This is a genomic window from Rhodopseudomonas sp. BAL398, assembly GCF_033001325.1.
Classification (GTDB): Bacteria; Pseudomonadota; Alphaproteobacteria; order Rhizobiales; family Xanthobacteraceae; genus JARJEH01.
The window spans coordinates 797,518-818,190 of the sequence record NZ_CP133111.1; the positions used below are offsets into that span (position 1 = coordinate 797,518).

Genomic DNA, 20,673 nt, shown 5'->3' on the forward strand with positions numbered 1-20,673 from the left:
CCTCATCTGACAATTGATGAGGATATCGGCATGGATCGCGCGCGAACGGCAACGGATTGGGCGGCGATCGCTCTCGGTGTCCTGATGATCCTGATTGGCGTCGTCCTGGCGGTCGGCGGGGTCTGGCTGCTGAGCCTCGGCGGCTCATTCTATTATCCGGTGGTCGGCCTTGGCCTGATCGCATCTGGCGCGCTCATCGCCGATCGGCGGGCGATCGGCGCCTGGGTCTATGTCGCGGTGTTTGTTTTCACCCTGGTCTGGGCGTGGTGGGAGATTGGGGCCAATGGCTGGGCCTGGGTGCCGCGCATTGTCGGGCCGATGTTGCTGCTGATTGCGGTGCTGGCGCTGGCTCCGCGCCTGGCTTCGCGCAGCAGCGGCGTCACCGCCGCGATCGCGGCCGCAATCTGCCTTCTGGTGGTGGCGGTCGGCGGATTCTCGATGTTCGGACAGTCGCGCACCGCGTCGGCCGCGGTCGGCCTGATGCCGGCGCCACGGCAGCAGATGGCCGATCCGTCGCCGCTCAAGACCGGAGCGGATTGGCCCGCTTATGGCGGCAGCTACAGTGCGCGCCGTTATTCGCCGCTCAATCAGATCACCGCCGACAACGTTGCTCAGCTGACCCGAGTCTGGATCTTCCATACCGGCGATCTGCCCGATGCCAAGACCAAGGGGACATACGGCGCCGAAACCACGCCGCTGAAGATCGGCGACAGCCTCTATCTGTGCACCCCGAAGAACATCATGATCGCGCTCGATGCCAGCACCGGCACCCAGCGCTGGCGTTACGATCCGAAAGTGCCCGACGAGAACATTCCCTACACCGCCGCTTGCCGCAGCGTCGTGTACTACGCGACGCCCAATGTCGATGCGGCGCAGGCCTGCGCGACGCGGATCATCGAGGGGACGCTGGATGCCCGGATCATCGCGGTCGACGCCAAGACGGGCGAGCCATGCGCCGATTTCGGAGAGCAGGGACAGGTCGATACCACGATCGGAATCGGCGAGCACGATCCGGGGATGTTCTCGATCACCTCGCCGCCGACCGTGGTGCGCGGCGTGATCGTGGTCGGTCATCAAGTGCTCGACGGTCAAAAGCTCGACGCGCCATCCGGCGTGATCCAGGGCTATGACGCGGTGACCGGCGCGTTGCGCTGGGCCTGGGACATGGGCAAACCCGATGCGCCGGTGCCGCCGCCGCCGGGCCAGACCTATACCCGCGGAACGCCGAATATGTGGACCACGGCGTCGGGCGATGAGCAGCTCGGACTGGTCTATCTGCCGCTCGGCGCGCCCGCCGGAGACTATTGGAGCAGCGAGCGCTCGCAGCGCGAAAAGGAATTCGCCACCTCGCTGGTCGCGATCGATGTCACCACCGGCAAGCCGGCGTGGCATTTCCAGACCGTTCACAACGATGTCTGGGACTACGACCTCGGCTCGCAGGCGACGCTGGTGGATTATCCCACCGCGGACGGCACCGTCCCGGCGCTGGTGCTACCGAGCAAGCGCGGCGACATCTTCATGCTCGATCGCCGCACCGGCAAACCTTTGGCCGACGTCGTGGAGCGCCAGGTGCCGCCGGGCGGCGTCGAGCCCGCGCAACGCGCCAAGACCCAGCCGTTCTCGACCTATCATACGCTCGCCAAGCCGGCGCTCACCGAGCGCGACATGTGGGGCATGTCGCCGATCGACCAGATGATCTGCCGCATCCAGTTTCGCAAGGCGAGTTATGACGGGCCGTTCACCCCACCGACCTCGGCCCGGCATTCGGTGGAATATCCCGGCTACAATGGCGGATCGGATTGGGGCGGCGTTGCGGTCGATCCGAAGCGTGGCGTCATCATCGCCAACTACAATGATATGCCGAATTATAACCGGCTGGTGCCACGCGACGAGGCCGACCGGCTCGGCTGGGCGCCGCGCAATCAGGCGCGCGGCAAGATCGGCGGCGCCGAGGGCGCGGGCGATCCGCAGGTCGGCGCGCCCTATGCGATCAACGTCAATGCCGGCTGGCGCTTGCCGGTCACCGGGCTGCTGTGCAAGCAGCCGCCTTATGGCGGCATCCGGGCGATCGACTTAAAGACCGGCAAGACCCTGTGGGACCGTCCGCTCGGGCAGGCCCGCACCAATGGTCCGTTCGGGATTCCCTCGATGCTGCCGATCACGATCGGCACGCCGAATAATGGCGGCGCGGTGGTGACCGGGGGCGGCCTGATCTTCATCGCCGCCACCACCGACAATCTGATTCGCGCTATCGACATCGAGACCGGCAAGACGGTGTGGCAGGACGTGCTGCCGGCCGGCGGGCAGGCCACGCCGATGACCTATGAGGCCAACGGCCGCCAATACGTCGTGATCATGGCGGGCGGCCACCACTTCATGGAGACCCCGGTCGGCGATTCGCTGGTGGCTTACGCGCTGCCGCAGAAATAGCGCCGGGCGACCGATGACGGGGATCGCGGCGATTGCGCTTTGCCGCGGTCGCCGCTAAATCCCTGTCAGCATTTCGCGGCCCTGCCGCACATGAGAGTCACCATGCGCCCAGAAATCGAACGCCTCGTCGAAGAGATCAAGCAGTCAGTCGGGCTGCTGAGGAGGCATCTTTGACGTCGATGCAGCCACGGCACGCCTGGCGGAGCTGAACAAGCTCGCCGAAGACCCCAATCTCTGGAACGATCCCCAGAGCGCCCAGAAGCTGATGCAGGAGCGGACCTCGTTGGAGGATTCGCTGACCGGCATCGGCAAGGTCGAGCGTGAGCTCGACGACAATGTCGAAATGATCGAACTCGGCGAGGCCGAGGACGACGAAGGCGTGGTGCTCGAAGCCGAGGCCGCGCTGAAGGGCCTGAAGAAAGAGATCGCGCGGCGCGAGCTGGAAGCGCTGCTGGCGGGCGAGGCCGACCGCTTCGATTCCTATCTCGAAGTCCATGCCGGCGCCGGCGGCACCGAGAGCCAGGACTGGGCCTCGATGCTGCTGCGGATGTATACCCGCTGGGCCGAGAAGCACGGCTTCAAGATCGAATATCTGGAAGAGACCCAGGGCGAAGAGGCCGGGATCAAATCGGCGACGATCCAGATCTCCGGCCACAACGCCTATGGCTGGCTCAAGACCGAGGCCGGCGTGCATCGGCTGGTGCGGATCTCGCCCTTCGATTCCAACGCGCGGCGCCACACCTCGTTTTCCAGCGTGGCGATCTTCCCGGTGGTCGACAATTCGATCAAGATCGACATCAACGAGAGCGACGTCCGCGTCGACACCATGCGCTCGGGCGGCGCCGGCGGTCAGCACGTCAACAAGACCGAATCCGCGGTGCGGCTGACCCATATTCCGTCCGGCGTCGCCGTGGTGTGTCAGGCCGGCCGCTCCCAGCACAAGAACAAGGCGCAGGCCTGGGACATGCTGCGCGCGCGGCTTTATGAAATCGAGCTGAAAAAGCGCGAAGCGCAGGCCGCCGCCGATCAGGCCGCCAAGACCGAAATCGGCTGGGGCCACCAGATCCGCTCTTATGTGCTGCAGCCCTATCAGATGGTGAAGGATTTGCGCACCGGGGTTCAGACCTCCGATACGTCGGGCGTACTCGACGGCGACATCGACGACTTCATGGCGGCGACGCTGGCGCAGCGCGCCTTCGGCACGCCGCCGCCGCAGATCGACGACGTGGACTGATCGCATGACGCTTGGGGCGTTCATCGGATTGGGACGCATGGGGCACGGCATGGCCGGGTGCTATCTCGACGCCGGATTCGGCGTCGCGGTGTGGAATCGCAGCAAGGCCAAGGCGGACGATCTGATCGCGCGCGGCGCGCGGTTTGCGGCGTCGCCGGCCGATGCCGCGCAGGGCGCCGATGCGATTGTCACCATGGTCGCCGATGATGACGCTTCCAATTCCGTGTGGCTGGGTGAGCAGGGTGCCGCGACCACCGCCAAGCCCGGCGCGCTGGCGATCGAATGCTCGACCGTGTCGTATCAACACGCGCTCGATCTGGCGCGCGAGCTGCGCAAGCGCGGCCTGGTCTATATCGATTGCCCCGTGACAGGATTGCCGGACGCCGCCGCCAGCGGCAAGCTGACGCTGCTGGTCGGCGCCGACCCCGCCGATCTCGACCAGGCGCGGCCCTATCTGGCGCCGCTCGGTTCGACCATCCGGCATTTCGGCGCGGTCGGGGCGGGCACGGTCTACAAGCTGATCAACAATCTGATGGGCGCGATCCAGATCGCCGGCCTTGCCGAGGGCCTGGCGATGGCCGAGCAGGCTGGGCTCGACATGAAACTGGTGCTGGAGGCGATCCAGAGCGGCGTTGCTGCCAGTCCTCAGGTGATCCGCCATGCGCCACGGATGGTGGCGCGCGATTTTTCCGGCGCAACCTTCACGGCTGCGCTGCGGCACAAGGACGCCGATTACGCGGTCAGGCTCGCCGAGAGCCTGCTGCCCGATATGCCGCTCGGCCGTGCTGCGGTCGAAGCCTATGCCAAAGCCAAGGCGGCGGCGCCCGATGAGGACGAGGGCAAGATGATCGAGATCGTGTCACGGACCAGGCCGGCGACGACCTGACTATCCGTCCGCGCTCAACCGCACCCCCGCGCGCAGGAATTTCTGCGGGTCGACCGCTTCGCCGTCGATCCTGGTCTCGTAATGCAGATGTGGACCGGTCGAGCGGCCGGTGGAGCCGACCGCGCCGATCACCTCGCCGATTTTGATGGATTGGCCGACCTTGACGTCGATCTGCGACAGATGGCCGTAGCGGGTCGACAGACCGTTGCCGTGGTCGATCTCGATCATGCGGCCATAGCCGCCGCTCCAGCCCGCCGACACGACTTTGCCGGCCGCGGTGGCGCGCACCGGGTCGCCCATGCTGGCGCGGAAATCGAGCCCAGTATGCATCGCCGGCCGGCCCAGGAACGGGTCGGTGCGGATGCCGAAGCCGGATGAGAATTCGACGTGACCGAGCACCGGCTTGCGATAGGGCACCAGCGCCAGGGTGCGGTTCAGGCGTTCGACCTGGGCGCGGCTGATGCTGATCCGATAGAGCTGTCGGTCGAAGGCGCTGGCATTGGCCTTCGGCTTGGGCACCGGCACGAAGGGGCCGCCGATTCCTTTTTGCGGCGGCGCGGCGTCCATATGGGCGGCGTTGAGGCCGAGATCCTCGAGCACGCCGCGCATCCGCCGGGCGCGGGACTCGTAGCTTTGTTCGGCCGAGCTCAGCGCCGCGAACTGGCGTTGCTCGATCTGATCGAGCGAGGTCTGCAGCCGCCCGATCACCGTGTCGAGGCCCTGGATCTTGGCAAAACGGTTCGGCTGCGGACCAGCGATCGCGGCGGGAATCCGGGATTCCAGCCGGGCCTCGCGATCCGGCGGCGCGGAGAACGTCACGGTGTCGCTGATCGGGGAGGGTTTGGGAATGGCGGACCGGCCGGTGTCATGCGCCGATGCGCCGCGCGTCGGCTTGATGCTGCCGGTCACCGCGATGTCCGGCAATCCGCTCAGCGCGCTGGTGCGGGATTCCAGCATCGTCTGCCGCCGCATCACCTGGTCGAGCTTCTGGTCGAACTGCTCCTGGTCGAGCAATTGCCGGCTGGTGGTGCGGTCGACCTTGGCGCGCAGTTCCGCGATCCGGTCCTCATAAGCGTATTGCATTTCGGCCTGCCGGGCGATCAGCCGGGTCAGCACGTCGTCGCGAAATGCAAAATAGGTCGCGGTCGCGGCCGACCAGCAGCCCAGCGCCACCACGGTGCCGACCACGATCCAGAACACCACCGGGCCGATCCGGACCTGCTTGCCGGCATGCACAATGGTGTAGCTGCTGCTTGGGGTCGGCGGCGCTTTTGCTGCTGGCCGTGGCTGGGCGGGATGCCGGGGCGGCAACCTGCCGTGATCATGGGCGTGGTGCAGCAACGACTCAGAATATTGACCGGAACGGTTCGACATCGGCACTCCCGCGCCGGCTGGAAACGGTTCCCGTCGGCTCAACGCAAGGCCGGATTTGACCCCCTCATGGTTAATATTTGGCGAATGGGACTCACAGCTTTTGTGCCACTGCGAGCACGTCGTCGGCGTGGCCGTCGACCTTGACGCCGCGCCAGATCTTGGCCACCCGGCCATTGGCGCCGATCAGCACCGTGGTCCGAAGAACGCCCTGGAACGTCTTGCCATACATCGATTTTTCGCCCCAGGCCCCATAGGCCTGCAGCATCTGATGGGTCTCGTCCGAAATCAGAGGCGTGACCAGTTGATGCTTGTCGCGAAACGATTCTTGGGCCTTTCGCGGATCCGCCGAAACGCCGATCACCTGCGTTCCGCAGGCGGCGAAATCCTCGGCCAATCGGGTGAAGTCGATGGCTTCGCGGGTGCAGCCGGGCGTAGCGGCGCGCGGGTAAAAGAAGATCACCAGCTTGTTGCCGGCAAAATCCGCAAGCTTGACGGTTTCGCCGCCGTCGCGCGGCAAGGCAAAGCCCGGCGCCTTCGCCCCCTCGCTCAGTTCCGCGGTCACGTCCGGCGCGGTGGCGGCGATCGGAGCGGGCCGCGTCATCGGCGCGGCCGGAGATTTAGCTGCAGGGCTGTTGGCATCCTGCACGACCTCCTTGCCGGCAGCCGGCAGCGTCATCGTCTTTGGCGTAACGGTCCTGGGCGTGACGGTCTTGGCAGTGGCCGCCTCGGGCGTGACGGTCTTGGACTTGCCCGTCTTGGGCGTGACGGTCTTGGATTTGGACGTCCTGGCAGGGGCCGTCTTGGCAATGGCCGCCTTCGGCGCGGCCGTCTTTCGTCCTGCGGGCGTCGGCGCAGCGGACTTGGGCACAGAAGTTTTGGGCACAGAAGTTTTGGGCGCAGCAGTCCTGGGCGCAGCGGTCTTGCGCGCTCCGACGCTTAAGGTTTTCGATGCGGGCTTGGGCGATGCTTTCGCCGGTTTCTGACTCAATTTGTCGGCAACCTTCGATTTGGATTTGGTGGCCGGCTTATTCGGTGCGGCCTTGGCTTTCGCCACGGCTTTTTTCGCGGCCGCCGGCTTGGAGGTTTTCTTGCGCGTTTGCTTGGACATACGCCTTCCTTTCGTCGCTTTCAGAGGGTCAATAATCGCTGGATTGCTGATGGAGCGACGGGGCAAACCGCTGCTGGGCAAATCTGCCGACCTCGGAGTATGGTTACAGGGATTCGAGACACCGGCCATCCCCGTTTGTTGAATTGGTCCGCTGGGGCCGATGGCGATTGACGGTTTCAAGCGAGGATTGGCAGCGATGCCGCCAGAACGGCGCGACTTGCGCAGCGGCATGCAGTTTATCCTCGACGATTCAGCTTGCGAATTGCGTGCGCATCGAGAGGCTATGATCAGCAAAGAATCGTCCCAAGCGCACGAGCCGCACGCCAGCCCTCAGGGCTCGGATTGGGACGGGGCCGGCTGGGATCATGATCATGATCACGAGGCGGTGCATCGTGCGCGGCGGCTGCTGTCCGGTTCGCGCGGCAATTTGCATCGGGTCGAGGATTTCGTGCTGGCGATGCGGCGCTGGCTCGCCGGCGAGCGCTGGCTGAGGCGGATCACGATCGCCGTTCTGGTTCTGGGTTTTGTGTTCTCGGCCTGCTTCGCAGGACTGTGGTGGCGGCTCGGCGCCGGTCCGATCAATGTGGATATGGCGACGCCCTGGCTCGCGGCGGCGATCGAGGAAAATATCGGCCACGGCAATACAGTCGAGGTCGGCGGCACCCAGATCGAGCGCGCCGGCCGGATAAGGGTCGCGGTGCGGATCCGCGATATCGTGGTCCGGGACAGCGATCACGTCATCGTCGCCAGCGCGCCGAAGGCGGAGGTTCGGTTATCCGGCAAGGCGCTGTTGATGGGGCGGCTTCGCGCCGAGAGCCTCAAGCTGGTCGATGCCGAGCTCTCAATCAGAATCACACCGGACGGCCAGGTGACGGTGTCGACGGGCGACAATGCCAAGCCGCTGGCGACCGGCATGGCTTCGCTGCGGCAGCGGGCCCGGCTGCCGGCGGCTGCTCCGACCGCGACCCAAGCCGCTCCGAGCGACGCGCCGGACCCGCAGCTAGGCAGCCCGGCAGCGGTTCCCGACAATCAGGACATGGCCAAAGGCCTGCTCGCCGGCCTGGACTGGCTCGACAGTCTCAGCCTGACCGGCCTCGACGGCCAGAATCTCAACGAGATCGGCTTGAAGAACGGCAATCTGATCGTCGACGATCAGCAGCGCGGCAACCGCTGGAACTTCGAGCATATCAGTCTCAGCCTTCGCCGCCCCAGCAATGGCGGGGTGGCGTTGTCGTTCGGCGAGGAGGGCGCCAATGCCTGGTCGCTGCGGGTCGTGGTCGGTCCGCCTTCGGACGGTGTGCGGTCGGTCGAGGTTCATGCCAACCGGGTCTCGACCAAGAACATCCTGCTCGCCCTGCGGATGAAGGACCAGACCTACAGCGCTGATTTTCCGTTGACCGGAGACCTGAAGGGCGAGCTCGGCCGCGACGGCCTGCCGACCTTCTTCCGCGGCAAGGTGGTGGCCGACGCCGGCACGCTGACCGACAGCGACACGCCGAACTATCCGATGACCGTCGATCAGGCGGAAATCAATGTGGAATGGGACGCCAGGCGACGGGTGTTGCTGGCACCGTTCAAAATCATCGCCGGGGCCAACCGCATCACCTTGCTGGCGTCGCTGGAACCGCCAAATGGCGACGTTCCCGATTGGCGGCTGGGCTTCAGCGGCGGAACCATTGTGCTGCCGGATTCAGGCGCCGAGCCGCCGCTCATCTTCAACCGCATCGCGATCAAGCTGCGCTTCGACACCGACCATCGAAAGATCTTGCTGACGCAGGCCAATATCAGCAATGGCGAAATCAGCGTCGCCGGCACCGGCAGCATCGATTATTCCGGCGAGCCCCGGCTGACATTGGGCTTCGCCGGGACGCCGATGTCGGTGTCGGCGTTGAAGCGGATGTGGCCGATTCTGATCGTTCCGGAAGTGCGCGAATGGGTGACCGAGCGGATCTCGAAGGGATCGATTCAGAGCATCGATATCGCGGTCAATTCGCCGACCAAGAATCTATCGCGCCGCGGTCCGCCGATCCCCGATGATGGCCTGCTGGTCAACATCATCGGCACCGGCGCCGTGCTGCGGCCGGTCGACGGCATGCCGTTGGTGCGCGATGCCGATCTGCGCGCGCGGGTCACCGGCCGCACCGCCACGGTGACGATCGGCCAGGCCACGGTCGATACGCCGACCGGCCGCAAGCTCTCGCTGTCCGATATTGTCTTCGAGGTGCCCGATATGGCGCCGAAGCCGTCGCCGGCGCGGGTCAAGTTTCGCCTCGACGGCACGGTCCCCGCGGTTGCAGAGATCCTCTCCTCGGATCGGCTGAGCGAATTCAGCGCGATGCCGATCAATCCCGACACCAGCAAAGGAACGGTGTCGGCGCAGATTGCGCTGGGGATGCCGATCCAGCGTGAATTGACCAAGGAAGACACCACCTATTCGGTCAACGCCGAACTCAGCGGCTTCTCCGCCGACAAGCTGGTCATGAACCAGAAGCTCGAAGCCAGCAGCCTGAAGGTGACCGCCAACAATCAGGGCTATCAGGTCAAGGGCGACGTCAAGATCAACGGCCAGGCCGCGACGCTCGACTATCGCAAGCCGACCACTGGCGACGCCGATGTCAAATTGCAGGCCACGCTCGACGATGCCAGCCGCGCTCGGCTCGGATTCGATCTCGGCCCCGCCGTCACCGGTGCTATCCCGATCAAGCTGACCGGCAAGATCGGCAGCGCGGACCACGACAGCCAGCTCGGCATCGACGCCGACCTGACCGCGCTGAAGCTCGACAACCTGCTGCCGGGCTGGACCAAGCTGCCCGGCAAGTCCAGCCACGCGGTGTTCAACGTGGTTCAGAAAGAGCAATCGACCCGCTTCGAAGATATCGTGATCGAAGGCGGCGGCGCGCTGATCAAGGGCTCGCTCGAGGTTGATCAGAACAGCGATCTGCTGAACGCCAATTTCCCGACCTATTCGCCATCGGAGGGCGACAAGGCGACGTTGAAGGCGGAGCGCGACAAGGACGGTGTTCTCAAGGTCACGATGCGCGGCGACGTATTCGACGGCCGCGGCTTCATCAAGTCGGCGATGTCGAGCAAGGAAGCCGACAGCAAGAGCAAGGCCAAGAGCATCGACATCGACCTCGATCTCAAGCTCGGCGCGGTGGCTGGATTCTTTGGCGAAGCCGTGCGCGGCGTCGACGTCAAATTGTCACGGCGCAATGGGGCGATCCGCAGCTTCGCGCTGAGCGGAAAACTCGGACGTGACACGCCACTGACCGGCGATATTCGCGGCCGCGCCCAAGGCCGCGAGGTGATCTATCTGGAAACCAATGATGCCGGCGCGTTTTTCCGCTTCACCGATACCTACGGCAAGATTTATGGCGGCCACCTCGCGCTGGCGATGGATGTGCCGACCGCGGAGCCGCGGCAGAAAGAGGGGCTGATCAACGTTCGCGATTTCACCGTCAGGGGCGAATCGGCATTGGACCGGGTCGCCGCCAATAACGCCGCCACCGGGCAATCCGGATTGGGCTTCTCGCGGCTGCGCGCCGAGTTCACCCGCCAGAACGGCTTGCTCACGATCCGCGAAGGCGTGGTGAAAGGCCCGACGATCGGCGCCACGATCGAGGGCAGCATCGACTATCCCGCGAACGAGGTGCGGATGAGCGGCACCCTGATTCCGATGTATGGGCTCAACAATATCTTTGGCCAGATCCCGATCGTCGGCCTGTTCCTCGGCGGCGGCAGCAATGAGGGACTGATCGGGGTGACCTATGAGGTGATCGGCACGCCCGGCAAGCCAGTGTTGCGCGTCAATCCGATCTCCGCGATGGCGCCCGGCGTGCTGCGCAAGATCTTCGAGTTCGGCACCGGCAAACAGAACAACGGCGACTTCCCGGTGCCGAACAACTGACCTTGCGCCGATCCGCAATGACGCAGGACGCGATTACGCCTTGCCGCGCAACCACGGCACCATGCGGCCGAGCGTGGAGTCGTGGCGGATATAATGGTGCCACAGCGCCGCGACGACATGGACGCCGACCAGCGCGACGGTGACCCAGAACAGCGTTTCATGGGTCTCGTGCAGCAGTCCCGCGAGCGACTTGTTCGGCGCGAACAGCGGCGGAATGCCGAGCAAAGTGACGCCGCGCCCGGCGCTCAGCACCATGCCGAGGCCGGTGGCCGGCACCGCCAGCAGCAGCAGATAGAGCAGGCCGTGGCTGATCCTTGCGAGAACATCGGTCAGGCGCGAGGTCGGCACCAGATCCGGCGCGCCGTGCACCTTGTTCCAGAAGATCCGTAGCAAAGCGAGGCCGAGCACGACCGTGCCGATCGCCTTGTGCCAATCCATCGCCGTGCCGCGCATGGGATCGGTCTTGTCCAGACTTCCTGCGTAGTTCACCAGCGCGAACAACGCGATGATGGCAAAGAAGATCACCCAATGCAGAGCCACGGCGAAAGCGCCGTATTCGCTGGGGTGTTTGCCGGCAGAATCGATGGTGGTTGTCGTCATGGGATCTCCAGAAGGTATTGAGTTCATGATCCGCCAAAGCGCCAGCGGTTTGGCGGCCGATCATGCCCCGTCGTCACCGACGAGGGTGTGATCCGGCGCAAACCGCGCAACACATTTTGCTGATCGGGCTGCCCCCGGGGCTCTATGCCACGGGCGAATCTCGCTGTCATGACAGATGGCTGCTCATGCGTCGCAGCTGCGCGGACTAATTGTCGCTGGCGCAGAGCCAAGTACCACCACGGCGGGATCGATCAGCCGCTCAGCGGTCGGACCACCGGATGAAATCCTGTGCCGGCTGCTGCGCGGTGATGCCGGCGGCCTGCAGCGTTCGAGGTATTTGCCGCGTTCGGCTCGTGATGCCCCGGGGCATCACGAGCCGAACGATGGGACGCGGTATCGCAGCCGCGGCCGGTGCGATCGCTTGCGCGCCGGTTCGCTCAGGCGGCGCGGACACCGGCCAGGAAGGTGGTGACTTCACCCGCCAGCTGCTCGGCCTGTTTCGACAGGCTGGAGGCCGACGTCAGCACCAGATCGGCGGCGCCACCGGTTTCGTTGGCGGCGGCGCTGACTCCGCCGATATTGGTGGTGACGTCCTGGGTGGCCTGCGCAGTCTGGGTGACGTTGCGGGCGATTTCCGAGGTGGCCGCACCTTGTTGCTCGATCGCGGCTGCGATGGTGGCGGAGATCGCACTGATCTCCTCGATAGTGGTGGTGATCCCCTTGATCGCATCGACGGCCTCGTTGGTGGCGGTCTGGATCTGCGAGATGCGGTTGCCGATCTCCTTGGTGGCTTCGGCGGTCTGCCCGGCGAGGCTTTTGACTTCCGACGCAACCACCGCGAAGCCGCGGCCGGCGTCGCCGGCGCGAGCCGCCTCGATCGTGGCATTGAGCGCGAGCAGATTGGTCTGGCCGGCAATGCTCGATATCAATTCCGCGACGTGCTCGATCTGTTGCGCGCCGTCGGCCAGCGCACGCACGATGCTGTCGGTGCGGCGCGCGCTGGCGACGGCGTGGTCGCTGATCTTGGCGGATTGCGCCACCTGGCGGCTGATCTCGGTAATCGACGAGGTCAGCTCCTCGGCGGCGGAGGCCACCGTCTGCACCCGGTTGCTGGCCTCGTTCGCGGCCGAGGCAACCACGGTCGCTTGCTGGTTGGTCCGATCGGCGGTGCTGCTCATCGATTGCGCCGTCGCCTCCAACTCGGTCGATCCTGAGGCCATCAGCGCAACCAATTGTCCGACCGAGGCGTCGAAACGCTCCGCCAGCGCGATCAGCGCGTCACGTTTTTCAGCTTCGCTGCGCTGTTTCAAGGCTGCCTGTTCGGTCTCGAGCGTGCGCGCGGTCATTGCGGTCTGCCGCAGCATCTCCAGCGTTTCGGCCATGCGGCCGATTTCATCGCCCCGATCGGTCTCGCCGACCGGCTCGTCGAGCGAGCCGGTCGCGATCGACTGCATCCGGGCCTGCTGGCGTTTCAGCGCGCCCAGCACGTCGCGGGCGATCAGCCAGGACAACAGCCCCACCAGCGCCAACACCGCGGCGCCGACCGCGGCCAAGCGAAGCGTCAGCGCGCGGACGTCGGCGTCGAGATCGTCGACATAGAGGCCGGCGGCGACGGCGATATCCCAGGGCTGGAAGACGCGGGCGAACACCAGCTTCTCAATGGGCGTGGTCTGGCCGGGGCGAGGCCACAGATAGGTCGCGGTGCCGCCCTCGGCATTCGCACGGGCGGCGTTGACGATTGCTCTGGTGACCTCGACGCCGTTGGAATCTTTTGTGCCGGTGATCTTGCCTTCGAGTTTCGAATTGGATGCATTCATCATCACTTCGAGATTCGACACACGGTAAGCGGCTGGATAGCCATGTCCGTCGCTGAATCTCATGCCGGCGGCGCGGGTGCGAAACGTCGTCTCCGCCTCGGCCCGGGTCAGCTTGCCGGCGAGGACCTCGTTATGCAGCGATTGCGCGATGCCGGTGACGATGTCCACCGCCGTTCGCAACTCCGCCGTCCGATCATGCAACATGCGCTTCTGGCTGACCGAGGCGGCCACTGCGACAACGGCGCAGACCGCCACGGCTGTCAGCGCCACCATGGCGGAAATCTTGGTGCGGATCGTGAGTTGACTGAGGAGGTTCATCTTTTCTTTCCGATTTACGGCAGCAATTGCTGGAGTTTCTTATTGGTTCACCCGATGGTGGTGAAGATCATCATCAATTTTGCGCTTGTCGTCAGGCCGACGCGGTCGCGTCGACCACAATGCGGCCGGAGCGGCCACTGGCGCTGGCGCGCCGATTGAGACGCGCAAGCCGGCCAGCCGGTCCGATGCCGGCGGGAAGTTGGTGATCTCTGAACCGTCGGCGGAACGTTGCGGGCAATTGCAGAGATGGGCGCACCGATCGCTCGGCCGCCGTCGTGGTGGCGTGGCGCTCATCGCTCCGATGATGGCCACTCTCGTCTCGACCGCGTCCAGGAGATGCCGTCGGGATCGGGGCGACGCGGTTGCGGGACAACCGCGCCGTCAAGCTTGGTGGGGATGGTCAATCGACTGAGATGGCTCATGTTGGCCCCCTGGCAGGAACCGCAACAATAAGCACCTAGTGATACTACTTAATCGTGAAGATTCATCTTCAAACGCAAAGCTTTGCACGCCACCGCCGACCAGCAACGGAATCCTGTCGGTCGCCCGGCGGGTCAGGGTGCCCGGATCGAGCGGCGGCCATTGCCCGGCTCGGGCTCAAACCTCGATCGAGCCCGATTTGACCAATCTCGTTGCGCGAATAGTCCTATGCAGGCTGGTCGCAGTCATGACGCCAGGGCGCGAATGCGCCGTAGCCGCAAAGACTATTGTCGCTGGCGCAGCGCCGGCACCACCAGGAAGGGGATCATGCCGAGCAGCACGGCCACCAGCGCGAAGGCAAGTACAAGGTCGTAGCTGTTGGTCATATCATGGATCAGCCCGCCACACCACGAGCCCAGCGCCGATCCCAATCCGCTGCCGATCGAGATCGTGCCGTAGATGGTGCCGACCCGCTCGCCGCGGAAGATCGACATCGCGGTGGCGGTGATCAGCGGCCCGCGCGAGCCGATCATGCTGCCGAAGCAGACCACGAAGCCGGTCAGCATCCAGATGTTCGGATACCACTTCACCAGCCACAGCATGGCAATGCCGGTGATCGACAGCGCGTAACTGACCAGGATCGAGGGCCGGCGGCCGATCACGCCGTCGAGCCAGCTCACGCCCAACATCCCGATCACCAGCACCACGCCGGAAAAGCCCCAGGCGGTGGCCGCCTGCAGGGGCGGAAATCCGGCATCGACCAGATAGGCGACGACCTGCGCCGAGATCGCGTACATGCCGATTGCGGTGAAGAAGAAGGTCGAGAACAGCGCCCAGAAGGCGTGGTGCCGCATCGCGGCGAGCAGGGTCCAGCCCTGATCGACCAAACCGACAGGCGCGGTCCTGGCCAGCGCCGCGGAGCCGGACGCGAAGCGGCGCCATGGCAGCAGCGCCAGTGGCAGCAACAGCAGCAGCACGCCAACGCCGAGCCACAGATAGGCGGTGCGCCAGCCCAGACGCTCGATCAGCATTTGCGCCAGCGGCAGCATCACCAGCACGCCGGCGCCCATCGCCGAATAGATCACCGCCATGGCGGTCGGTAATCGCCGCCCGAACCAGCGGCCGAGCAGGATCGAATTCGGCACATTGCCGATGCAGGCGACACCGAGCCCGACACTGAAGCCGATGCTGACGCGGAATTGCCAAAGCTGCTGGGCATGGGCCGCGGCCAGGAAAGCGCCGCCGAGCAGCGCCAGGCCAAGGCTGAACACGATCCGCGGGCCGTAACGGTCGAACAGTCGGCCGATCAGCGGCGAGGCCAGCCCGCCGCACAAGGCGGTCAGCGAATAGATCGAGACGACTTCGGCGCGGTCCCAGCCGAACGACTGTGAGATCGGCAGCAGAAACACCGTGAAGCTCTCGCCGAGGCCACGGCCGACCACCGACAACAAGAAGCCGACGCCGAGAACGGCGAGGCCGGTGCGCTGCGATGAGCGATGGTCCAAAGGCATTCCTTCCCGCGAACGTTTTCACCATGGAACGCGTTTTGGCGGAAAAGGACAGGGGGCTAGGCGAATGGGCCTATGCAGGCTTGAGCAGCACGTGCTTTTTCTTGCCCATCGACAGCTTGATGACGCCGTCCGCGGTCAGATTTGCGGCGGTCAGCACCATCTTGTCGTCGGTGACGGCGACGTCGTTGACGCGCAGGCCGCCGCCCTTGATCTGGCGCCGCGCTTCGCCATTGGAGCCGACCAGCCCGGTCTTCTCGGCGAACGCCGCCAGCACGCCGAGCCCGGCATCGAGTTCGCTCGACGCGATCGCCACGCTGGGCAGGTCGGTCGCGGTGCCGCCCTGATCGAAGGTGGTCCGCGCGGTGGCTTCGGCCTTGTCGGCGGCGTCGCGGCCATGGATCAGCGCGGTGGTCTCGGTCGCCAGGACTTTCTTGGCCTCGTTGATGTCCTGGCCCTTGAGCGCGGCGAGGCGGGCGATCTCGTCCATCGGCAGCAGCGTGAACAGCTTGAGGAAGCGCTCGACGTCGGCGTCCTCGGTGTTGCGCCAATATTGCCAGTAGTCGTAGGGGCTCAGCATGTCGGCGTTGAGCCACACCGCGCCGGCGGCGGTCTTGCCCATCTTGGCACCGGACGAGGTGGTCAGCAGCGGGCAGGTCAGGGCATGCAGCTGATGCGTGCCCATGCGGCGGCCGAGATCGACGCCGGTGACGATGTTGCCCCATTGGTCGGAGCCGCCCATCTGCAGATTGCAGCCATAGCGCCGCGACAGCTCGACGAAGTCGTAGGACTGCAGGATCATGTAGTTGAATTCGATGAAGGACAGTTCCTGCTCGCGGTCGATCCGCATCCTCACCGAATCCATGGTCAGCATGCGGTTGATCGAGAAGTGGCGCCCGATGTCGCGCAGCATCTCGATGTAGTTCAGCTTGGTCAGCCATTCGGCATTGTCGGCCATCACCGCGTCGCTGCGGCCGTCGCCGAATTTGATCAGCTTGGCGAAGGTGCCCTTGATCGATTCCTTGTTGGCGTCGATCTGCTCATAGGTCAGGATCTTGCGGGTCTCGTCGCGGCCGGAAGGGTCGCCGACCCGCGTGGTGCCGCCGCCCATCAGCGCGATCGGCTTGTTGCCGGTGGCCTGCAGCCAATGCAGCATCATGATCGAGAGCAGATGTCCGACATGCAGCGACGCCGCGGTGCAATCATAGCCGACATAGGCGATCGCCTCGCCGCGCGACGCCAGATCGTCCAGCGATTCCGGGTCAGAGATCTGGTGAATGAAACCGCGGCTCTGCAGCACATTGAGAAAATCGGATTTAAATGCGGTCATTTGTCTGCGACTCGGATCATTGATCTTTTACGGTATTGCTACGGAGCCGCGGGCCAAGGCGAATGCCCGCTGGCGATATCGGCGCGTTGTGGGATTATAAGAACTGGGTGTTTGACACAAGTTGGACGTTCAGGCGCGATGCCCTCAAGGAGCCCTGCCATGATGTTGACGGCGATCGGACTGATGAGCGGGACCTCGCTCGACGGGGTCGACGTCGCCCTGATCAGGACCGACGGCAAGCGGGTGGCGTCGCTCGGCCCGTCCGGTTATCGAGCCTATAGCGAGACCGAGCGCGACCTGCTGCGCCAGGCGCTGGCCGACGCCGTCGACTTGCCGCGGCGCGAGGCGCGGCCGGGAAGCCTCGGCGAGGCCGAACGGGCGGTGACGCTCGCGCATGCCGAAGCGGTGGCGGCCTTCACCGCGCAGCACCGGATCGCCCGCGAGGATATCGACATCGTCGGGTTTCACGGCCAGACCGTGCTGCATCGGCCTGCGCAGAAATTGACGGTGCAGATCGGCGACGCCGCGGCGCTGGCCAAGGCGATCCGCATTCCGGTGATGCACGATTTCCGCGCTGCCGATGTCGCCGCCGGCGGGCAGGGTGCGCCGCTGGTGCCGGTCTATCACCGCGCGCTGGCGCAAGCGCTGGATCGCGACGGCCCGATCGCGGTGGTCAATATCGGCGGGGTGTCCAACATCACCTATATCGATGGCGCCGACAGCCTGATCGCTTGCGACACCGGCCCCGGCAACGCGCTGCTCGACGATTTCGTGTTTGCCGTGACCGGCCAGTCATTCGACGCCCAGGGCGGGCTCGCGGCGCAGGGCGAACCGGACCGCGACTGGATCGCACGCGCGCTGGCGCATCCGTTCTTCGCGCTGCCGCCGCCGAAATCGCTCGACCGCAACGATTTCGCCGCGCTTCGGCTGGGGCAGATCGCCCCCGACGATGGTGCGGCGACGCTGACGGCCTTCACCGCGGCGGCGATCGCGCGGATCGTGCCGCTGCTGCCGAAGCCGCCGAAGAGCTGGATCGTCACCGGCGGCGGCGCCCGCAATCTGACCATGCTGCGGATGCTGCGCGAGACGCTGGCGCCGGCCAGCGTCGAGGCCGCCGATGCGCTGGGCTGGTCGGCGGACGCGATGGAGGCGCAGGCATTCGGCTTTCTCGCCGCACGCGGCCTCAAGGGCCTGCCGCTGAGCTATCCGGCGACCACCGGCGTCACCTTGCCGATGACCGGGGGGCTGATCAAACGGCCATGATCACGGGTGATTGATGCAGATGCATTGATCTTGACGGGTTCATGCAGGTGCATTAATTTCGATGCAATTGCATTGACTGGACAACGCCCATGCCCGCCGCAGAAACCATCGAATTCGCCCTGTCACTGGCTCGCAATGCCCGCGGCCTGGTCGGACTGGCGCAGCTGCGACTGCGCCGATTGATCGGGTGCAGGCGCTGGGCCGGATGCCGCGATGGCCAAGGTTGAGGGCCAAGGCTGAGGGACAAGGCTGAGGGCCAAGGTCGTGCCGAGCAGCGCGGAGGATCCGCGCCGCTTGGCTGCCCCCGATTCGATCGATGGGGAGCCCGACGCCGCCTTTGCGCGGCGCCGTAAATCTCAGCGGACGTTGGCGAGCCGCATGTCGAGATAGCCGGTGACTGATTCCATCAAGGGTTGGAGTTTGCCGTCGAAGAAATGGTTGGCGCCGGGGATGACGTGCTGGTCGATGACGATGCCCTTTTGGGTTTTCAGCTTCTCGACCAGGGTGTTGACGTCTTTCGGCGGCACCACCGCGTCCTTCTCGCCATGCACGATCAGGCCCGAGGACGGGCAGGGTGCCAGGAACGAAAAGTCATAGAGATTGGCCGGCGGGGCGATCGAGATGAAGCCCTCGACCTCGGGCCGGCGCATCAACAGCTGCATGCCGATCCAGGCGCCGAACGAGAATCCGGCGACCCAGCAGGCGCGGGCTTCGGGGTTGATGGTCTGGGCCCAGTCCAGCGCCGAGGCAGCATCGGACAATTCGCCGGTGCCGTGGTCGAAGGAGCCCTGGCTGCGGCCGACGCCACGGAAATTGAAGCGCAGCACCGAAAAGCCGCGATGCACGAAGGCGTAATAGCACTGGTAGATGATCTGGTGGTTCATCGTGCCGTGGAACTGGGGATGCGGGTGCAGCACCATCGCGATCGGCGCGTTCTTTTGCTTGGCCGGATGATAACGGCCTTCGAGGCGGCCTGCGGGACCGGTGAAAATGACTTCGGGCATCAGCGATCCTTGATAAGTAACCGGCTTGTGCGGGCTCAGCGCGGGCGCACATAAAGCCTAGCAATTAACGCCGATCTGGCGCCGTCGGACGGAAGGGCGAACGGCGTGGGACGGGAAGCCGGGTTCTAGCATAGAGCGAGGGGCCAAAAGCAAGGTTTTTGAGCACTGGCCTTTCATGCGACGCATTGGCGGCGCACGATGACGCCCGACCGGCGGCTGGCGTCCATCACGGCGCCGCGCCGCTAATCTGCCGCAAGGAACACGACATTTCATGATTGACCGGGTCTATCTTGACTGGAACGCGACAACGCCGCTGCGCCCCGAGGCCAAGGCGGCGATGGCGGCGGCGTGGGACCTGGCCGGCAATCCGTCCTCGGTCCATGCCGAGGGCCGAGCGGCGCGGCGGCTGGTCGAGCAGGCGCGGGAGATCGTCGCCACGGCGGTCGGGGCGCGCGCGCGCCAGATCGTGTTCACCTCGGGCGGCACCGAAGCCAATGCGTTGGCGCTCGCGCCAGGACTCCGCGTTGGCTCGGAACCGGTTGAAAATCTTATTGTTTCGCAAATCGAACACGCCTCGGTTCTGGCCGGCGGGCGGTTTCCCGGCGCGCAGACCCGCATGCTTGGGGTGACGCGCTCTGGCGTGATCGACCTCGATCATTTGCAACAATTGCTGGTGCAGGGGGCGCCGGCGCTGGTGTCGGTGATGCTGGCCAATAACGAGACCGGGACGCTGCAACCGATTGCTGAAGTCGCTCACCTGGTACATCAGGCCGGCGGCCTATTGCACGTCGACGCGATCCAGGCGTTCGGAAAAATTCCGTTCGATATCAATGAATTGAACGCGGATCTGGTGTCATTGTCGGCGCATAAGCTGGGCGGCCCGAAGGGCGTCGGCGCGCTGGTGATCGGCGCGGCGCTGGCGGGTCCCGAACCATTGCTGCGCGGCGGCGGCCAGGAACTCGGGCGGCGGGCCGGGACCGAGAATGTCGCCGGGATCGCCGGCTTTGGCGCCGCGGTTACGGCCGTGATGGCAACGCTGCCGGCCGAGATGGCGCGGCTCGAAATCCTGCGGAATCGGCTCGAGGCAGGCCTGCGGCAAACCGAGGGCGTGATTGTGATCGGCGATCAGGTCGCCCGACTGCCCAATACGACGCTGTTTGCCGTCGCCGGACTGCGCGCCGAGACCGCCGTCATCGGCTTCGACCTGGCGGGAATCGCGGTGTCGTCCGGCTCGGCTTGCTCTTCGGGCAAGGTTCAGCCATCGCATGTGCTGCAGGCGATGGGATTCGGTCCGGAACTTGCACAAGCGGCATTACGGCTCAGTTTGGGCTGGTCGAGTAGCGAAGCCGACATCGATCGGTGTCTGGAGGGCTGGCGAAAGCTTTTCGGGACACTAATTAAAAGGGATCATGAAACAGTGCTTGAACGGTTCTAAGACGGATGGTTTCATTTGCAGGATCGTGTAAGCAAGTGT

At 65.1% G+C, this 20,673-nt stretch carries 13 protein-coding genes; 6 read left to right on the forward strand and 7 right to left on the reverse strand.

The genetic code is table 11. The features are described 5' to 3' along the window. Window positions 1-30 precede the first annotated feature (30 nt). The 3 genes from RBJ75_RS03735 (at window position 31) to RBJ75_RS03745 (ending at window position 4,550) form a co-directional block, all read left to right on the forward strand. On the forward strand, window positions 31-2,430 hold the full coding sequence (locus tag RBJ75_RS03735) for a membrane-bound PQQ-dependent dehydrogenase, glucose/quinate/shikimate family (protein WP_044415825.1): 2,400 nt from the start codon (window positions 31-33) through the stop codon (window positions 2,428-2,430). Between the two features lie 102 nt (window positions 2,431-2,532). Beyond that, window positions 2,533-3,664, forward strand: a protein-coding gene (gene prfB, locus RBJ75_RS03740) for a peptide chain release factor 2 (RefSeq protein WP_276156962.1) whose coding sequence is annotated in 2 segments (ribosomal slippage) — window positions 2,533-2,601 and window positions 2,603-3,664 — 1,131 coding nt in all. Because the reading frame shifts where the segments join, the coding sequence is not laid out codon by codon here. A gap of 4 nt (window positions 3,665-3,668) precedes the next feature. Continuing rightward, window positions 3,669-4,550, forward strand: a complete 882-nt coding sequence (locus RBJ75_RS03745) for an NAD(P)-dependent oxidoreductase (RefSeq protein ID WP_044418536.1) — start codon at window positions 3,669-3,671, stop codon at window positions 4,548-4,550. Here RBJ75_RS03745 and RBJ75_RS03750 read toward each other — a convergent pair whose 3' ends face one another. Then, window positions 4,551-5,924, reverse strand: a complete 1,374-nt coding sequence (locus RBJ75_RS03750; protein WP_044418534.1) for a M23 family metallopeptidase — start codon at window positions 5,922-5,924, stop codon at window positions 4,551-4,553. It lies immediately after the preceding gene. A 91-nt stretch (window positions 5,925-6,015) separates the two neighbouring features. After that, window positions 6,016-7,263 carry a redoxin domain-containing protein gene (locus RBJ75_RS29460; protein WP_411194493.1) on the reverse strand — a complete coding sequence of 416 codons (1,248 nt, stop codon included), beginning with the start codon at window positions 7,261-7,263 and terminating at the stop codon, window positions 6,016-6,018. Between RBJ75_RS29460 and RBJ75_RS03760 the strand changes: the two genes are divergently transcribed. Further along, on the forward strand, window positions 7,229-10,939 hold the full coding sequence (locus RBJ75_RS03760; protein ID WP_044418238.1) for a DUF3971 domain-containing protein: 3,711 nt from the start codon (window positions 7,229-7,231) through the stop codon (window positions 10,937-10,939). The genes RBJ75_RS29460 and RBJ75_RS03760 overlap by 35 nt on opposite strands. A gap of 33 nt (window positions 10,940-10,972) precedes the next feature. Here RBJ75_RS03760 and RBJ75_RS03765 read toward each other — a convergent pair whose 3' ends face one another. From RBJ75_RS03765 to tyrS, 4 genes are all read right to left on the reverse strand, one after another. Next, a complete protein-coding gene (locus RBJ75_RS03765) occupies window positions 10,973-11,539 on the reverse strand; it encodes a cytochrome b (RefSeq protein ID WP_044418226.1) in 567 nt (188 codons plus the stop codon). 437 nt (window positions 11,540-11,976) lie between these two features. After that, the gene (locus tag RBJ75_RS03770) at window positions 11,977-13,674 is read right to left on the reverse strand and encodes a methyl-accepting chemotaxis protein (protein ID WP_276156964.1); all 1,698 of its coding nucleotides are present in this window, start codon (window positions 13,672-13,674) and stop codon (window positions 11,977-11,979) included. Between the two features lie 704 nt (window positions 13,675-14,378). Beyond that, on the reverse strand, window positions 14,379-15,605 hold the full coding sequence (locus RBJ75_RS03775; RefSeq protein WP_276156965.1) for an MFS transporter: 1,227 nt from the start codon (window positions 15,603-15,605) through the stop codon (window positions 14,379-14,381). A 70-nt stretch (window positions 15,606-15,675) separates the two neighbouring features. Next, window positions 15,676-16,932, reverse strand: coding sequence for a tyrosine--tRNA ligase (gene tyrS / locus RBJ75_RS03780; RefSeq protein ID WP_044410781.1), 1,257 nt, complete (start codon window positions 16,930-16,932; stop codon window positions 15,676-15,678). Between the two features lie 159 nt (window positions 16,933-17,091). Between tyrS and RBJ75_RS03785 the strand changes: the two genes are divergently transcribed. Continuing rightward, window positions 17,092-18,195 carry an anhydro-N-acetylmuramic acid kinase gene (locus tag RBJ75_RS03785; protein WP_044410777.1) on the forward strand — a complete coding sequence of 368 codons (1,104 nt, stop codon included), beginning with the start codon at window positions 17,092-17,094 and terminating at the stop codon, window positions 18,193-18,195. Window positions 18,196-18,551: 356 nt separating this feature from the next. Here the strand turns inward: RBJ75_RS03785 and RBJ75_RS03790 are convergent, their stop codons facing one another. Next, on the reverse strand, window positions 18,552-19,199 hold the full coding sequence (locus RBJ75_RS03790; RefSeq protein ID WP_044410775.1) for an alpha/beta hydrolase: 648 nt from the start codon (window positions 19,197-19,199) through the stop codon (window positions 18,552-18,554). A gap of 271 nt (window positions 19,200-19,470) precedes the next feature. On the opposite strand from RBJ75_RS03790, the gene RBJ75_RS03795 reads away from it, so the two are divergent. Then, window positions 19,471-20,634 (forward strand): cysteine desulfurase family protein, encoded by a 1,164-nt coding sequence (locus RBJ75_RS03795; RefSeq protein ID WP_044410773.1) that lies wholly within the window; start codon window positions 19,471-19,473, stop codon window positions 20,632-20,634. Window positions 20,635-20,673 lie beyond the last annotated feature (39 nt).

What these genes read in the sequence shown, in the direction of transcription:
- RBJ75_RS03750 (WP_044418534.1), bottom strand. Translation starts at nt 5,924, where the DNA reads ATGTCGAACCGTTCCGGTCAATATTCTGAGTCGTTGCTGCACCACGCC.
- RBJ75_RS03785 (WP_044410777.1), top strand. Translation starts at nt 17,092, where the DNA reads ATGATGTTGACGGCGATCGGACTGATGAGCGGGACCTCGCTCGACGGG.
- RBJ75_RS03745 (WP_044418536.1), top strand. Translation starts at nt 3,669, where the DNA reads ATGACGCTTGGGGCGTTCATCGGATTGGGACGCATGGGGCACGGCATG.
- RBJ75_RS03775 (WP_276156965.1), bottom strand. Translation starts at nt 15,605, where the DNA reads ATGCCTTTGGACCATCGCTCATCGCAGCGCACCGGCCTCGCCGTTCTC.
- RBJ75_RS03795 (WP_044410773.1), top strand. Translation starts at nt 19,471, where the DNA reads ATGATTGACCGGGTCTATCTTGACTGGAACGCGACAACGCCGCTGCGC.
- RBJ75_RS03790 (WP_044410775.1), bottom strand. Translation starts at nt 19,199, where the DNA reads ATGCCCGAAGTCATTTTCACCGGTCCCGCAGGCCGCCTCGAAGGCCGT.
- RBJ75_RS03765 (WP_044418226.1), bottom strand. Translation starts at nt 11,539, where the DNA reads ATGACGACAACCACCATCGATTCTGCCGGCAAACACCCCAGCGAATAC.
- tyrS (WP_044410781.1), bottom strand. Translation starts at nt 16,932, where the DNA reads ATGACCGCATTTAAATCCGATTTTCTCAATGTGCTGCAGAGCCGCGGT.
- RBJ75_RS03770 (WP_276156964.1), bottom strand. Translation starts at nt 13,674, where the DNA reads ATGAACCTCCTCAGTCAACTCACGATCCGCACCAAGATTTCCGCCATG.
- RBJ75_RS03735 (WP_044415825.1), top strand. Translation starts at nt 31, where the DNA reads ATGGATCGCGCGCGAACGGCAACGGATTGGGCGGCGATCGCTCTCGGT.
- RBJ75_RS29460 (WP_411194493.1), bottom strand. Translation starts at nt 7,263, where the DNA reads ATGCCGCTGCGCAAGTCGCGCCGTTCTGGCGGCATCGCTGCCAATCCT.
- RBJ75_RS03760 (WP_044418238.1), top strand. Translation starts at nt 7,229, where the DNA reads ATGCCGCCAGAACGGCGCGACTTGCGCAGCGGCATGCAGTTTATCCTC.